The sequence below is a fragment of the Paraburkholderia largidicola genome, assembly GCF_013426895.1.
GTDB classification, from domain to species: domain Bacteria; phylum Pseudomonadota; class Gammaproteobacteria; order Burkholderiales; family Burkholderiaceae; genus Paraburkholderia; species Paraburkholderia largidicola.
The window spans coordinates 335,381-351,224 of the sequence record NZ_AP023176.1; the positions used below are offsets into that span (position 1 = coordinate 335,381).

Here is a 15,844-nt window from a genome sequence, read left to right on the forward strand (position 1 = left end):
CTTGTTCGCCGCTGTCGTGGATACCGGAATGAGTCCGAAACCTGCCGCAACGCGAGTCACCAGCAGCCAGGTCGCGAAACTGGCAGGCGTCTCGCGCACGACGGTTTCGTTCGTGCTCAACGACGTGCCACACATGGGGATTAGCGAAGAGACACGAGAGCGTGTGCTAGGCGCTGCCCGACAGTTAGGCTATGTGCCGAACGCTGCGGCGCGCTCGCTCGTGAGCGGTGCGACGCGTACCGTTGCGATCGTCACGCCACATAGTGAACATCTCAAGGTCGATGCATTCATTCCCCGCATGCTCGCAGGCGTCAACGACACCTGTCATGCGCACGGATACAAGGTGATATTCGAGCCCATCATCGACACCGGACGCACGGGCGGAGGCTTCATCGAGATGGTCGACAGCCGGCGTGTCGACGGACTCATTGCCATCAACACGCCACGCATCGATGACGTGCATCTCGCGCGCCTCGCGTCCGAAGGCTTTCCGCTCGTTGTATTCGGCTCGCAGCTCATCGAGCATACGAACATCTATAGCATCGATGTCGACATGCGCGAGGCGTCGCGCGTCGCGACACGGCATCTTCTCTCGCTTGGTCACCGCAAAGTCGCCTATCTCGGCTTTGCCTCCGATGAGTACCACGGCGTCACAGAGCGACTTTACGGTTATCGTGACGCGATGCGCGAGTACGATCTCGGCTCGGAATTCGAGCGCATCGGATTTGCGGACTTCAGCGCGCAAAGCGGTTGCGATGCAATGGAGGCGATGCTCGATCGCGGCCCTTCGTTTACTGCGCTATTCGCGGGAAACGATACTATCGCATTCGGTGCGATGGCAGCGTTGCGCAAGGCAGGCCTGCGCGTTCCCGACGACATCGCGGTTGTCGGCTACGACGATATTCCACTGGCGGCTTTCGCGGCGCCACCGTTAACCACGATGCGAACGTCGCCCTACGAGCAGGCATGCGAAGCCTCGGACCTGCTGGTACGCCTGATGGCAGGCGAGCGGCCGGTTGAGCTGCATTCGATGATGGCTGTGCCGCTTGTCGTGCGCCAGTCCTGCGGCAGCCCGGTCGCATCGACGATACCTCCATCGACCGCGGCGGGCGGTTCTGGGGCAAAGTCCGGGCTGGCGTGAACGAGTCCGCAAGGAGGCTGTCATGGCAACATTGAGGTCTTCCGGAAAGAAGGGCACCTGGCGTTATCTGATCGTGTTGTGGATCTCGGGTTGCCTGTTGCTGGCCGCCATCGCAGCTGTCGGCGTGTGGGCCCGAATGCACTTCGCGACAGTGAGCTTTTGTATGCTCATTGCGATCGTGCTGATCTCGTTGCTCGACAGCTTCATCTCGTCGGCGCTTTTTTCGACGGCCGGCGCGCTGCTGCTGAACTATTTTTTCACGCCTCCTGAATACAGCTTCGAAATCTCTGAGGCTTCGGACATATTCCCTCTCGCCGCATTTCTCGTTTCATCCGTCGCGGTTACCTCGCTCGTGCGTCGTGGTCGTGAATCAGAGCGTAGGCTGCGCGAGCAGGCGCGACTGCTCGATCTGTCACACGATGCTATTTTCGTGCGTGACAATCGCGACGTCATCACGTACTGGAATCATGCAGCCGAAGCACTATACGGTTGGCGACAAAGCGAGGCGCTTGGAAAGGATGCATCCGAGCTGCTGAATACCGTCTTTCCGATCTCGCGCGAAGAACTCCAGCTTATCCTGCTGAGCGATGGCCATTGGGAAGGTGAACTGCGTCATACGAACAGAAGGGGCGACCAGGTCATCGTATCGAGCCGCTGGACTTTGCAGCGCGACGAGAACGGCGAACCGGTTGGTACGCTCGAGTCTAACAATGACATTACCGAAAGGCTGCGTGCAGAAGATCGACTTCGGCGCATTCAGGCCCAATACCTGGATGAAGTGCAAAAGCTTAGCCGTACGGGAAGCTTCGGCTGGGAGGTAAAGACAGGCGAAGTATTCTGGTCTGCGCAAGCGTTTGAGATCTTTGAATATGACTTGAACGAAGCACCCACGCTTGCGATGGTGCGCAACCGCCTTCATCCCGATGACGTTGCCGTGTTCGAGCAGATGCTGAAAGATGCGAACGCGGGGCAAATTGCGAATTTCGATGTCGAATTACGGCTGAGCTTTCCCGGCGACCGTTCAAAGCAATTGCATATCGTAGGCCGCGTCGGGCCAAATGGTTCGCCGGATAGTCGCCAGTTCATTGGCGCTGTGATGGATGTGACGACCGCCCGACAAGCCGACGAACGGCTGCGCAGGGCAATGACCGAGTTGTCGCGCGCGAATCGTGCGTCTGCGCTGGGAGAACTCGGCGCTTCGATCGCGCATGAAGTTGGGCAACCGCTATCCGCGATCAGTACCAATGCCGAAGCATGCAGAATGTGGCTGATGCGCGATCCGCCGTACTTCGATGAAGTCCGTGAAGGTGTCGAGCAGATTATCGCGGCAGGATCGCGCGCGGGAGCGATCGTTCAGAGAATCCGTCGATTGATCAAGGGGATGCCGTCGGAACATACGGCCATCGATATCAACGACGTGATTGAGGAGGTGGTGGGCATCGTACGTCGCGACATCGAGCGGCAACGCGGCAAGTTTCGATTGATACTTGCACCTGGCTTGCCGTTAGTGGTTGGAGATCGTGTCCAGTTGCAGCAGGTGATCATCAATCTCGTGCTGAACGGGATTCAGGCGATGTCGACGACTACTGCCAATAAAGAGATCACGGTTGTGTCACAACGGGACGCCGGCGGTAATGTGGTGGTGTCGGTTCGGGACTCGGGACCTGGTATTGCTGCCGAAAATCTGCCGCGCCTGTTCGACCCATTCTTCACCACGCGCAGTTCCGGTATGGGAATGGGTCTGGCGATATGCACGTCGATCCTCAAGGTTCACGGCGGGCGCCTCGTTGCAGAGAACAATGACGACGGCCAGGGGGCGACGTTCCGGTTCGTGCTGCCACCGATGAACGACTCGAAGGCAGCCTGAGTGCGGTACGGGGACCGCTACTGTGTTAGCGCGGCTGAAAATTTCAATAAGTCACCACGCCCAGTAGTTCCGCCCGCACACACCATTTCAACAGCACGCACATCGGCAACAATCGCGTGCCCATTACGCCGCTCGAAACTTACCAGGCACCCGCCTCGATAACCACGAGCAACGCCCCAGTCGTAGCTGCGTCATCAAAGTCCAGCTAAAAAACCGCTCAACTCGAATCACGCTTCGCCGTTAACCCGAACGACATCCCACACTACTTCGACGCGTCACGTCGCCCGTTTCGCGACGTACGGGTACGAATCGTGAGGGTTCGGACTGCAAGTTTGCCAGGGCTGGCAACACCGCACCATCTACGCCCGTGCTGCACGGCGTGCGATCGAACAAACATCCCTCATGGTTTTCAAAAGACTCTGTACCGCGTTAGTCGCAGTGATGCTGAACGTAACGGCCGCGTCCGTTTGCGAAGCCCAGTACTCCACCAGCTGGGTGGCCAACACACATGGCACGGCGGCGACCCGGGTAGGTAACGTGGCTCGCTCGATGTGGGTGGCACCCGAAGGCGTGATCTATACCGCGTCGATGTGGGACGAGGACGAGGGCGGCATCGCGATCTATCAGAACGGACGGAACATCGGATCGATCGGGGCGCACGGCGAGTTTCAGGGTGGTGCGATCACAGGCAACTCGACCTCGCTATTCGCTGCGCTGCAGTTCAACGCCACGTATGGAAGCGGCAAGGTGGGCCGGTATGACCGGATAAGCCGCACGCGCGACCTGCTGATCACGGTAAGCGACACGACCACCGAACACCTCGCGGACGTCGTCACCGGACTCGCGACGTCGGGCTCGCTGCTCTACGCAAGCGATTTCCCAGGCAACCGCGTACGCGTATTTACGACGTCCGGTGTCTGGCTGCGCGATATCGGCGTGGCAGGGCCGGGCGCGCTCGCAGTGGACGCGGGCGGCAACATCTGGGTCGCGCAACAAGGCATAGGTACAGTGATCCAGTTCAGCCCGACGGGCGAACGCGGAAAGACCATTCAGCTGGCGGCGAAAGCGCAACCCTCCTCGCTGTATTTCGACTCGATCAGCGGGCAGTTATGGATCGGCGACCAGGGGCCGGACATGAACATCAAGATCTATGACGTCTCCAGCGCACCGTATGCTGCCGGTACGTTCGGTGTTCAAGGCGGATTCCTGAATACCGTTACGGGCACCAAGGGGCAGGTAGGTGACCGGCGGTTCACGCGCGTGACCGGCATCGGCAGGGATTCTGCTCGCAATCTCTACGTGCTGAACAACCCGTGGGGCGGATCATGGGATCTCGGCCGTAACGGCGGCACCGATATCCACGCATACGATGGCACGGGCGTACTGCGCTGGCAGCTCCAGTCGGTGAACTTCGAAGGCAACGCCGCACCGGACCCCGCCACCGACGGGGCGATCTTCTACGGCGGCATGCACATTTATGCGGGCACCCCGGGAGGCGCCTACGTTGCCAACACAATCGATCCGTTCACCTACCCCTCCGATCCGCGCATCAATCTCGCCGACCACGAACGCGGCGAACATTTCGCTCACGTGGTCAGTGTGGGCGGACACCGGATACTCGTCGCAGCGAGCCAGAATCCCGATACCTTTTACTTTTTCCATTTCAACCGGACGAGCGGGTACATTGCGATTCCCGATAGCACGCTGCCCGGAACGTCGTTCGGTACGGCGGCTAAAGTCCGCAACGGCTTCTGTCTGGATAGCAAGGGCGATATCTGGGCTGGCCTCGACAAGACCAACGTGATTTCGCACTATCCGCTGAATGGTTTCGATGCGAACGGCAAACCGCTGTGGGGCGCCGCAATCACGATGCCGATTCCGTCGACGCTCTCGCAACTGACGCGCATCATGTACCTGCCCGAAAGCGACACGATGGTTCTCACAGGGATATCCGGCAGCACGGACTGGACCGCGGTCGGATCGCGCGTCGAGGTGTATCACGGCTGGCTGGCCGGCAACAGGACGGCGCCGGATCCGGTGATCAACCTGACCAGCGTGAATCCCAAATCGGTTGTGGCCGCCGGAAACTATCTTTTTGTCGGCTACGTCCATACCGTGCCGAATATCGATGCGTTCAACCTCACGACAGGGAAACTCGATATCACATTCGTCAACAGCAATCCGAACACGGTCGATGTGGGCAACGACGTGGACTCGATGTATGGACTTCGGGCGTATCGGCGTTCGAACGGCGAATATGAAGTCACCAGGGACAACTACAACGACGCGAGCATCGTGCTGTATCGCTGGACGCCGCCTGCGTCGAGCGGGACGGGCGTGAGCGCGGCAAAGACGATGATGGTGTCACCGTTCGGTGTGAATTGACGCAGCGCTCGGGCCGATAGCGGCCTGTCATCGCTCACGACAAAATGTGTTGCAGAGAGGCGCATAATCGGGGAAGAATGGCATTCCGTCCGGTCGGCGGAGGTGCCGCAGGCGGCACGCCTTAACCTGCGGCGCTGGCGGACTGAAGCGAATCCTGAATCCCAAGGAGTTCGGAAATGACACCTGGCGGCGCGGCTCCGATCGAACCCATCCATATTGGTCAATTGAGCATTCAGTATCTGATCGACGGAACCGCCACGGGCGGGATGGGCGTTTTCGAGCTGACTGTCGCGCCGGGCGCTCAAGTCCCGCCGCCACATAGCCACACGCATAACGAAGAGTGCGTCTATGTGCTGGAGGGCAAGCTTCGGTACTCGGTCGACGGGGTAGTGCGCGACCTGGTGCCAGGCGAATGGATGTTTACGCCGCGTGGGTCGGTTCATCACTTCAGCAACCCGCACGATGACACGGCCCGCGCATTGATCGTCCTGACGCCGGACATAGGCGCTCAGTATTTTCGTGATGTTGGAGCAATCGTAAGCGCCGGCGGGCCGCCCGATCGCTCGAAGCTTATCGCTGTCATGTCCAGGTACGGGCTGGTGCCAGCGGCACCACCACCACTCCAATGAACCTGGGGTGTCGGACGTTGGACAACGCGAGCCGCCCGAATGCATGTCTCACGTTCCTGTTTAACCCGATGAACCGAGGCCACGCGACCGATGGCGATCGGCTCGCGGTCTGCCAGGCTGGGAGTAAATCAATGGAAAAAATGTACTCGTACAAAGGCTTTGAGGTCACCGTGCAGCTCGAGTCCGTGCGGGCTGTATCAAGCGATTTCACGTACGGGCCCCCGGTGGGGTACGTTGCAGTGGTGAGTATCTGCACGGTGGAACCGAGAAGACCGGTAGGCACGCCGATCGGGCTCGTCGCAGAAGGAAACCGGGTCTTCGACACGCAAGACGACGCCTTGACGACAGGATTCAACGCAGCGAAGCGTGTGATAGACGAGAAAGGCGCCCCTTGACGTCCGTGCCCGTCTGCGAGGAGGAGCGCGTTCGCGATGAGAAGCATGTGGAACGGCGGGACATCAGGCATGCGCTTTCCATTCAGACGCACGACCGTCAGCTCGCCTGGATGACGTAGCAACATCCAGAACGTGCGAGGCGGGGGCCCGTCAACATCGGTGGGGCGTTGGATCTTCGAGTTGTGCCCTCTCTTTCCATCCGATAACCGCCGTCGAAATGAACCGGCCAGCGGGCGGCCTATAATCTGTTGTATGCACGTCCTCTAGCCATCCTGTGGACCGATCCAGGGGACATCTGGGGGCAGGGTGGCGGCAGCCGCGGCGCCATTGCCGCAGCCGAAGCTGGTCACAAGCAAATACCGCAGAACGAGAACGTAAGCACGTTCAGACGCGTGAGCGGACGTGATGTCCGATTTCAATCCTGATGGCGTCGCCGCTCGCGACAACCTTGCTGCAGAGAAACTCAATGAAGAAAGGAAAGACGAAACTTACCCGCCATGATGCCGAGCGCCTGTTCGAAGGACTGCCCGCAGGGAACGTGAAGACATCGAGCCGGCCTGAGAACCCGTTCGAAGCAGGGGCGTTCGACGTGGTCGAACGTGTGGACGAGGAGTCCAAACTCTGGAAAGACAACCTCATTACGCTTCCGATGGCGATCGAGTTGCCTGCTGGCTATGAGTCGATATCCCGCATGCGTGAGTCGATGGTGAAGGCGTGGCGCGTGAAGTGGGTGCGCGAAGGCAAAAACGAGGTGGTGACCGACTTTCCAGAAGGATGGAGCGCCGTTCGCCCGGAGAGTGGCCCCATACAGTTGCGAGACCCGTCCGGCGTGGTCCGCGCATTATACGGGTGGGCCGCGGATGCCGAGCTAAGAATTCTGCCGCGGTATCTGGTCGAGTCGCAGACGAACAGTTCGAGCGGACTAGGCAGCTTGATTGTCCGTGATCGCATGAACGGTCAGATTCTTGAGAGGTCGTCGATCTGGTCTGCCCAGACGGGCACCAACCATCCGGACTGGACCAGGCTGTCGGTTTGGCTCAAGGCGCACTACCCTGAGCATCACGACCCGCTTCGCTACTGGGAAGATTGCGAGCAAAACATGCGGAACTGAGCTGGTTCGTGAGCTAAGCGTGGTGATGCCGGCTTCCGGATGTTCGAACAGAAACCATTGCAATGGTAAACATCGATCACGACACCGCTTCGATATTTGGCGTTATCGGTTCAGTCGTATCGCTTGTAGCGGCCATTCCTTATGGGCTCGCGATTGTCAGGCGCGCCGTTCGTCCGCATCTTTTCACGTGGCTGATCTGGTCGATCGTCACGACCATCGCCGCTGCTGGGCAATTCGTTGCGGGTGCAGGTCCTTCTGCGTGGTGCACAGCGGCGATCGCTGTAACATGTATTCTGATTTTCGTAGCGAGTATCTATCGAGGTGAGAAAAGCTGGACGAGATCCGATTGGACGTTTCTTGGGGCAGCGCTATTAGCCATACCTCTTTGGATACTGACTGAAGATCCGACGCTCTCGATCTGTCTGGTGACGCTCATCGAACTTGCTGGTCTCGGTCCGACGGTCCGCAAGACGATTCGCGATCCCTGGAGTGAGAGCCTCGCCTATTTCGTTTTGTGTATCGTCAAATATGCGCTCGCAATACTGGCCTTGAGACAATGGACGGTGGCAGTCGCGTTTTATCCGCTTGTCAACATCATCGCGTCAGTCGGCATTTGCCTGGTCATGGTTGTTCAGCGTTATCGTGTCCGCTCTGGTAGCGCCTTCCATTAATCTGGCCACGAACAGAAAGGAGAGAACTCGATGCCGAGCCTTGAGCGAGCGCGCCCGCCCACGCTTATCGACTTTGTCTGGCGCATGGTGCTTCGCCTCGGATACCGGTTCGCTCGCGTCTGGTGGCATCTCCGGCGGCCTCGTCATGAGGGCGCGCTAGTCGCCATCTATGTCGGGCAGTCGCTGCTGCTCGTGAAGTCATCGTATCGGCCCGAGTGGAATTTTCCCGGCGGTAGTATCGAGCCCGGTGAGGCGCCCGATGCAGCGGCGCGGCGCGAACTGGAGGAAGAGATTGGTCTGTCGTCGTACACATTGCGCGCCGTGGGCACCGTCTGCGGTAGTTGGGAGGGGCGAAGAGACCGGGTGCATTTCTTCGAACTGCATCTCGATCACCTGCCCGAGTTGCGGCTTGATAATCGGGAGATTGTCGCCGCGCATCTGGCATCGCCGGAGGAGTTGCGCGACATCGTGCTGACAGGGGCGGTCGTCGACTATCTCGGCAAGAAACTCTGCAGTCAGTAAACAGGTCCAGAAACTCAATCGATTGAAAGAGGATGTCATGGCTAAGGATGAAATTGTCTGGGGCATTTTGGGCACCGCGAAGATCAACGACAAGGTTGTCGTGCCCATGCACAACGCGCCGAAGTGCCGGGTGAAGGGCATCGCGTCGCGATCTCTGCAGAAAGCTCAGGAAGCTGCGACCAGATATGGTTTGGCCATCGCGTACGACAGTTATGAGGCGCTGCTGGCGGACCCGGAAATCGACGCGGTCTATATTCCGCTACCCAATCACATTCACGTGGAATGGACGATCAAATCCGTCGAGGCGGGCAAGCACGTCCTGTGTGAGAAGCCGATCGGGTTGGATGCTCAACAGGTTGAACGACTCATCGCTGCACGCGACAAGAGCGGCCGATACATACAGGAAGCCTTCATGGTCCGTACGCATCCGCAATGGCTGAAGGTGCGGAGCTTGATCGACGAAGGTGCAATTGGTGAGTTGCGGGCGGTGACGGGCGGCTTCACCTACAACAACACGAACCCTGACAACATCCGCAACAAGAGCGAACTGGGCGGCGGCGGTCTGCTCGATATTGGTTGTTACCCGATCACGACGTCGCGTTTCGTTACCGGGTCTGAGCCAAGGCGCGTGGTTGCGCTGATGGAGCGGGATCCGGTATTCGAAGTGGACCGGCTTGGCTCCGTGATGATGGACTTCGACGGCGTGCAGGCGAGTTTCTTTTACTCGACTCAGGCCTACCCGTATCAGCGGATGCAATTTCACGGCACCAAGGGGCGGATCGAGGTCGAGATTCCATTCAATGCGCCTGTCGATCGACCGACGCGTCTGTTAGTGAGTGAGAACACAAGCGCCGGTGTCGGGGCTGATCGCTGGGTGGAAATTCCGGTGTGCGATCAATATGGCGTAGCAGCCACCACATTTGCGGAAGCGATATTGAGTGGAAGCACGCAGGCTATCTCGCTGGAAGATACACGCGCAAATATGCGTGTGATCGATGCCGTGTTCCGTTCGGCTCGAACGGGTGCGTGGGAGAGCATTCCTTAAAGTTGAGGTACGGTTGACTATGACGATCGGGCGCTCGGTCGCTCCACAAAGATCAACTCCCGATCTTCTTCGTCGAGATTGTCGATGTGGCCGCTCTTTACAAATCCGCATTGCAACGATCAGCGGAACAAAGTACTGGTCACGGGCTCAAGGTAAATCGGTCCGTAACGTCTTTACCCTTTTCCATGGCATCGAGCAGTTGTGAAGCAGTACTGTTTTCACCTTCTCTGATGAAAGCGAACGCGGCGGGCGGCTGAACGGAGCTCGGGATCTACCGCGCATTGCCGAAAGCGTGCGGCACAGTGATTGCTCAATTCATAGTCGAGCAGGCGGCGATCGTCTGCGTCGACATTCCAGTTCAATCAAGGAGGAACGGATCATGAATAAGGCAACCCGCGCACTTATCGCGGCCGTCGCCGCGCTCGCGCTGTCGGGCGGCGCTTATGCACAGACGGCTGGTGGTTCGGCTGGTGGCGGCTCGAGCCATGGCAGCACGTCCAGCCCGGCAACCAATCAGATGAACGACTCAACGAGCGGCTACGGCACGCCTGGCACCACCGGTTCGGATAGCGGTATGAGCGCCGGATCGCAGAACCCGGGCATGCAGCAGGGTCCGAACAATAGTTCAACGCCGGCTCCGAAGACCAATAACACGCTTGCGACCCCAACTACCAAGTCACCGGCTAGCAATTAAAGATTGCTGCGCGGTGCAAGTGAGCGCAAGCGACTAAGCGCCTGGATCGTGTAGGGCACAAAAGCGCCTGAGGCGGCCGCCATAGGCGGTGGCAGGCGCCGGTTATACGGCCGACCTACACGATCGGCGTCACCGATAAGGTGGGATTCGAGTGTGATCGTCCCGAGGGACATGCTGCGCTTTCACGAGCGCGTCGTATCCACTGTTGCAAGAGAGGTCGTGAGGGGCCGCACGCGTGCGACTTCGGCGCGACTACCCGGCGCCTACGCTGGCGTCTGTTGCGGTACTGGTTCTCGCAGCGTCTATGCTTGCCACCTACGTTCTGGCGTGACCTATGTGCTACCACTGGTCGAACCGCTATGGCGTGCTCGATAGTCATGCGTTGCTGCAATAGCGGGACGCATCTCGAACTTCTTTTATTCGACGGCGCTCACGACATACGAAAAGGGCTTGGGGCGCTTCAACGCGCGCTGGCGAGCGGCCGCAGGCGGAAGCGATAGGTGCAAGCACGCGTCTGGATTCCTGAGCCCCTCAATCCATCAAGAACGCTCCGCGCTCAGCGCATCACGAAGCGCCTTAACCACACTATCCCAGTCGCCGAGCGCAGGTTGCCTGAACAACCGGACGCCCGGATACCACGGACTATCTGTGCGATCGAGCAGCCACCGCCAGCACGTATCGAACCGGTTCATGATCCACACCGGCTTGTTCAACGCACCCGCGAGATGAGCAACAGCGGTATCGACCGTGATGACGAGATCGAGGTTCTCCACCAGCGCAGCCGTGTCCGCGAAGTCATCGAGTTCATTGGTGTAGTCGATGATGCGCTCGCCGAACGCCGGTTTGTCGCGCAGTTGCTGCGCGGCGGGACCTTTCTGCAGGCTGTAAAAGCGCACGTGCGGCACATCGAGCACAGGTCCTAACGTATCGAGCGTCACTGAGCGCCGCGAGTCGGTCTTCCTCAGTTCAGCGACATGCGGACGATTTCCGCCCGCCCACACGAGCCCGACCTTCAGCGCAGGCGCGCCGTCGCCAGCGAGCCGCTGCGCCCAGCGCTGCGTATCCGCGTTGTCCGCAGAAAGATAGGGCGTCCCGGCCGGAATGCTCGCGAGTTCGGTCCTGAATGCCAGCGGCAGACTAAGCAGCGGCGCGTGACAATCGAAGGCGGGCAGCGGTTGACCCTGCTCGATCAGTTCAGCAACGCCGTCAAGCGTCGCGAGCAGTCGCATCAGTTCCTTCGGCACTTCGAGAACGACGCGTGCACCCATTGCGGCAACGAGGGGCGCATAGCGACAGAACTGCAGCGTGTCGCCCAGCCCTTGCTCCGCATGCAGCAGAATGGTTTTGCCTTCGAGCGGAAATTCGCCGAGCCATAGCGGCTGTGTGAAGCCCCGCTGCGACGCCTTGATGCGATGACGCTGCCAGCGCCATTCGTATTCGCGCCAGCCCTGTTCCAGCCGCCCCGTTTGCAGCAGACACAACGCGTAGTTCCAATGCGCCTCTGCCCAATCGGCGTCCAGCGCGAGTGCTCGCTCGTAGGACTGCAGCGCTTCGTCGTGCCGCTTCATGTCGACGAGCGTGAGGCCGAGATTGTTCCAGCCATCGACGAATGCCGGGGCGAGTTCGAGCGCGCGCTGGTAGCTCGCTTGCGCGTCCAGTGGACGGTTCATGTCGCTCAGCGCGTTCGCGCGATTGCTCCATGCGTCGGCATAACGGGCCTGCAGCGCGATGGCCTGATCGCAGCTCGCGAGCGCGTCGGCGGGACGGTCAAGGTCGCGCAACACGCAGGCACGGTTGTTCCATGCCTGTGCGAGCTCGGGCTGCAAGGCGAGCGCCTTGTCGAAGCTCGCCAGCGCTTCCGCAGGCCGGTCGAGTCCCGCCAGCGCGTTGCCGCGATTGTTCAATGCATCGGGAAAACCGGGTTGCAGCGCCAGCGCGCGGCTGGCGCTGGCCAAACCCTCGTTGAAGCGGCGCTGCGCGTTATAGGCGTAGGCGAGATTCGAGTGCAGCGGTGCCTGCTTTCCGTTGATCGACACCGCCTTCTGCAATAACTCGACGCCTTCGTCGATACGTCCCGCCTGTAACGACAGCGCGCCGAGCAACTGGATCGCGTCGAAGTGCATGGGACGCAGGGCGAGAATCTCGCGATAGATCTCCTCGGCTTCGGGCTGCGCACCGTTTTGCTGCATTGCTACGGCTTCGCGAAGCATCGCGTCGATGCGGCGCTGCTGATTTGCTGTTTTGCTCATACGCGGCAGGGTCGCCGACGCATCCGTTGACGCTCAAGGGTCGGCGGGATGGCCGGGACGAGTTTCAGTTGACCAGATGCCGTGCATTATCGCCGATGCGAATCGGACACATCGGGTTCGCTGGCTGACCTCGTCACGCGGCTTGCCGTTAGCTGCCGAAGAAGATGTTGCAGTAGCTGACGGGGCCTGTACAGTTGTCGTGTGACGTGCTGCTGCCGCCACCACGATGCCAGAAGCCGCCCGCCTTTTTCTGCGCCCCGGCCTGGTCCATGCCAGTCGTGCTACCGCCGTAGCCCGATTCCGACGCGGTGCTCTGCTGCGCCGCCTGTGCGGGAGGACTGCTTTCCTGAGCCTGTGACAATGCGGGGACGGCGAGGGCCGTTGCGATGACTAAGGTGCGAACAAACAGTTTCATCATGCTCTCCAGGGACGACCTGCCGCAGAAGCGTGTCCACGGCGCTTAAGAAATGGATAAACGTGGAGGGAGGCGCGGCAGCACGCCATGGCCGCCACATCAATGACGCACATCCTGTTGCGCGTACGACGATTCCCATCCGCCGCCCAGCACCTTGCATAAGGTGATCAGGTTGGCAGCGGCGTCGGCCTTGCTTTGCTCCAGGTTGCTCTGGGCGTCGAGCAATTGCCTTTGCACATTGAGCACATCGAGAAAATCGACGGCGCCGGCCTTGTACCGCTGACGCGCAATCGAGAGCGCGCGCAGATTGAGACTCACGACTTCTTCCAGTCGATCGTGCCGGCGCTGTTCAGCGTCATAAACGATCAACGCGTCGTCCACCTCGCGCCACGCCTCGAGCACGGTGCGTTTGTAGACGATTGCCGCTTCCTGCTGTTGCGCCTCGCGCAACTGGAGCGTGCCCTTGAGGCGTCCGCCTTCGAAGATCGGCAGCGTGATCGACGGTCCAACGACAAACTGACCGGACGCCCAATCCGCGAGATTCGAGAGCTGAAGACTCTGGAATCCGGCGCTGCCATTCAGCGAGATGCGTGGATAAAAGTCGGCCTTTGCCATGCCGATAGCCGCCGTCGCCGCATGCAGTTGCGCCTCGGCCTTTCTGATGTCGGGCCTGCGCTGCACGAGTTCGGACGGAAATCCGATCGGCACCTGGCTGGGAAGCCCCGGAACGTCGCGTGTCTCGACGAGCATCTGACGCAGCGCGCCGGGCTGCTCGGCCAGCAACACGCCGATCGCATTGATCGTCGTTTCGCTGCGCGATTCGAGCGTCGGAATCAGACTTTCGATCGTCGCTACCTGGGCGGACGCGTTGGCCACGTCGAGATCGGTCGTCACGCCTTCACGTACGCGCGTTTGCGTGAGCTTCGTGGCGTCGCGCGCAATCTCGAGATTCTGATGAGCGATCTGAAGCAGCGCCTGCGTGTCGCGCAGTTGAATGTAATCGCGTGCGAGTTCGGCACGCGCCGACAACAGCACCGCGTTGCGCTCTTCGTAAGAAGCATCCGTCAATGCCGACGCCGCTTCTACGCTACGTCGAACCCGGCCCCAGATGTCGACTTCCCACGACGCGTCAAAACCGAACTGATACAGGTTGTAAGCCGGCGACCCCTTGCTGCCAGGCAAAGGCGCGACGCCGAGCGGTGCGCTGCCTGAAGCCGATTGCGGCTGGCTGTCCGTCGGCGAGACGCCGAGCAACGACAGAATGCCGTTCGGGCTGCCGCGCTCGCGGTTGTACGAAGCGGCGCCCGTGACGGTCGGATATTCCGCGGCCCCTGCAACACGCTGTTCTGCCCGGCTTTGCCGCAAACGGGCAGAGGCCGCTGCCACGTCGAGATTGGCGTCGGCCAGTTTCTGTTCGAGCGCGTTCAGCGTGGGATCGTTGAACAGCAGCCACCAATCCGGATTGAACGCGGTTTCGGTTGCCTTGCTCGGGGCCTGTGCGGTCTGCGTACGATTGAAGACGTCGGGTGTAGTCGATGTCGGACGTTCGAAATTGGGACCCACCAGACAGCCGCTAAGTGCAAAGCAAAGCAATACTGCCAACGCGGGCGTACGAATGGAAAGCTCGCGCGCGTTCATTTCTTGTCCGCTCCCGCGATCGTCGCGTCACCATGCTTGCTCACCGCCACTTCCGCTTCGACAGACAGGCCGACGCTCAATGCGGATGCCGCCTGTTGTCCCGGTTCGATCGTTATCTTGACGGGCACGCGCTGCACGACCTTCGTGAAGTTGCCCGTCGCGTTGTCGGGTGCGATCGGCGCGAAGCTCACGCCGGTTGCCGGGGCGAGACTGTCGATACGCCCCTGAATGACCACGCCTGGAAAGCTGTCGACCTTGATACGCACGCGTTCGCCGGGCCGCATGTTGGTGATCTGGTTTTCCTGGAAGTTGGCGACCACATAGGCATCCGAAAGCGGCACGATCGCGAGCAGCGGCGCGCCAGGCGTGACGAACGCACCGACCCGCACCGAACGCCTGCCCACCTTGCCGTCGACAGGCGCATGAATCTCCGTATAGGACAGATTGAGCCTGGCCTGCTCCAGCACGGCCTGAGCGTGTGCCAACGCACCAGCGGCCTTATCGCGCTGCGTACGCAGCACGTCGAGGTTCTGTTCGGTCGCGGCCAGCGCAGCACGGTCATGCGCCTGTTGCGCGAGTTGTTCGGCGAGCGCACTCGCAGCGTGCTGATGCTCCTGCATCGTGCCCGCGCCAGACTCGGACAGATTCTGATAACGCGCGGCATTCGCCCGCGCGTAATCGATGGATGCTTCGTCGGCGCGCAGCGTGGCGCGCGCCTGATCGACGAGTGAAGGATGACGCGCGATCTCGGCGTCGTAGTTCGCAACCGATGCTTTTGCGGCAGCCACATCGGCCTGCGCAGTCGACAACGCAGCCTGGAAGTCGCGATCGTCGATACGCACCATCAATTGCCCAGCCTTCAACTGCTGGTTGTCCTCGACGAGTACCTCTGAAACCTGGCCGGCAATGCGCGGCGCGACCAGTGTGAAATCCGCGGCCACGTAGGCGTCGTTGGTGGATTCATAGTCTGGATTTGAAAGCAGCTTCGTACAACCCCAGGCAGCGATGGCCAGCACGACGACGACGGCGGCGATGCGAACCAGTTTGGGGGGGAATCGGGTGAGGAATGACATATGAATCGA

At 60.3% G+C, this 15,844-nt stretch carries 14 protein-coding genes; 9 read left to right on the top strand and 5 right to left on the bottom strand.

Annotated features, from left to right (window positions below; genetic code table 11):
* Positions 1-28 precede the first annotated feature (28 nt).
* The 4 genes from PPGU16_RS30220 to PPGU16_RS30235 all read left to right on the top strand — a co-directional run bounded on the left by PPGU16_RS30220 (position 29) and on the right by PPGU16_RS30235 (position 6,022).
* The gene (locus PPGU16_RS30220; protein WP_180726409.1) at positions 29-1,141 is read left to right on the top strand and encodes a LacI family DNA-binding transcriptional regulator; all 1,113 of its coding nucleotides are present in this window, start codon (positions 29-31) and stop codon (positions 1,139-1,141) included.
* Positions 1,142-1,163: 22 nt separating this feature from the next.
* The gene (locus PPGU16_RS30225; protein WP_180726410.1) at positions 1,164-3,008 is read left to right on the top strand and encodes an ATP-binding protein; all 1,845 of its coding nucleotides are present in this window, start codon (positions 1,164-1,166) and stop codon (positions 3,006-3,008) included.
* A gap of 402 nt (positions 3,009-3,410) precedes the next feature.
* Complete coding sequence (locus PPGU16_RS30230; protein ID WP_180726411.1) at positions 3,411-5,393, top strand: SMP-30/gluconolactonase/LRE family protein; 1,983 nt, start codon at positions 3,411-3,413, stop codon at positions 5,391-5,393.
* A 176-nt stretch (positions 5,394-5,569) separates the two neighbouring features.
* Complete coding sequence (locus tag PPGU16_RS30235; RefSeq protein WP_180726412.1) at positions 5,570-6,022, top strand: cupin domain-containing protein; 453 nt, start codon at positions 5,570-5,572, stop codon at positions 6,020-6,022.
* Here the strand turns inward: PPGU16_RS30235 and PPGU16_RS42775 are convergent.
* Positions 5,973-6,542 carry a hypothetical protein gene (locus PPGU16_RS42775; protein WP_243460728.1) on the bottom strand — a complete coding sequence of 190 codons (570 nt, stop codon included), beginning with the start codon at positions 6,540-6,542 and terminating at the stop codon, positions 5,973-5,975. The genes PPGU16_RS30235 and PPGU16_RS42775 overlap by 50 nt on opposite strands.
* 341 nt (positions 6,543-6,883) lie before the next feature.
* On the opposite strand from PPGU16_RS42775, the gene PPGU16_RS30245 reads away from it, so the two are divergent.
* The 5 genes from PPGU16_RS30245 (at position 6,884) to PPGU16_RS30265 (ending at position 10,460) form a co-directional block, all read left to right on the top strand.
* Complete coding sequence (locus PPGU16_RS30245) at positions 6,884-7,528, top strand: hypothetical protein (RefSeq protein WP_180726413.1); 645 nt, start codon at positions 6,884-6,886, stop codon at positions 7,526-7,528.
* A gap of 62 nt (positions 7,529-7,590) precedes the next feature.
* Positions 7,591-8,199, top strand: coding sequence for a hypothetical protein (locus tag PPGU16_RS30250; protein ID WP_180726414.1), 609 nt, complete (start codon positions 7,591-7,593; stop codon positions 8,197-8,199).
* 30 nt (positions 8,200-8,229) lie between these two features.
* Positions 8,230-8,721 (top strand): NUDIX domain-containing protein, encoded by a 492-nt coding sequence (locus tag PPGU16_RS30255; protein WP_180726415.1) that lies wholly within the window; start codon positions 8,230-8,232, stop codon positions 8,719-8,721.
* A gap of 37 nt (positions 8,722-8,758) precedes the next feature.
* Positions 8,759-9,766 carry a Gfo/Idh/MocA family protein gene (locus PPGU16_RS30260; RefSeq protein ID WP_180726416.1) on the top strand — a complete coding sequence of 336 codons (1,008 nt, stop codon included), beginning with the start codon at positions 8,759-8,761 and terminating at the stop codon, positions 9,764-9,766.
* Positions 9,767-10,145: 379 nt separating this feature from the next.
* The gene (locus PPGU16_RS30265) at positions 10,146-10,460 is read left to right on the top strand and encodes a hypothetical protein (RefSeq protein WP_180726417.1); all 315 of its coding nucleotides are present in this window, start codon (positions 10,146-10,148) and stop codon (positions 10,458-10,460) included.
* Between the two features lie 539 nt (positions 10,461-10,999).
* On the opposite strand, the gene PPGU16_RS30270 is transcribed toward PPGU16_RS30265, so the two are convergent.
* The 4 genes from PPGU16_RS30270 to PPGU16_RS30285 all read right to left on the bottom strand — a co-directional run bounded on the left by PPGU16_RS30270 (position 11,000) and on the right by PPGU16_RS30285 (position 15,835).
* Positions 11,000-12,709: a tetratricopeptide repeat protein gene (locus PPGU16_RS30270; protein WP_180726418.1), complete on the bottom strand. Its 1,710-nt coding sequence runs from the start codon at positions 12,707-12,709 to the stop codon at positions 11,000-11,002.
* 148 nt (positions 12,710-12,857) lie between these two features.
* Positions 12,858-13,127: a hypothetical protein gene (locus PPGU16_RS30275; RefSeq protein WP_180726419.1), complete on the bottom strand. Its 270-nt coding sequence runs from the start codon at positions 13,125-13,127 to the stop codon at positions 12,858-12,860.
* Between the two features lie 96 nt (positions 13,128-13,223).
* Positions 13,224-14,762, bottom strand: coding sequence for an efflux transporter outer membrane subunit (locus PPGU16_RS30280; protein ID WP_180726420.1), 1,539 nt, complete (start codon positions 14,760-14,762; stop codon positions 13,224-13,226).
* A complete protein-coding gene (locus PPGU16_RS30285; RefSeq protein ID WP_180726421.1) occupies positions 14,759-15,835 on the bottom strand; it encodes an HlyD family secretion protein in 1,077 nt (358 codons plus the stop codon). The genes PPGU16_RS30280 and PPGU16_RS30285 overlap by 4 nt, the downstream gene beginning before the upstream one ends.
* Positions 15,836-15,844: the final 9 nt, after the last annotated feature.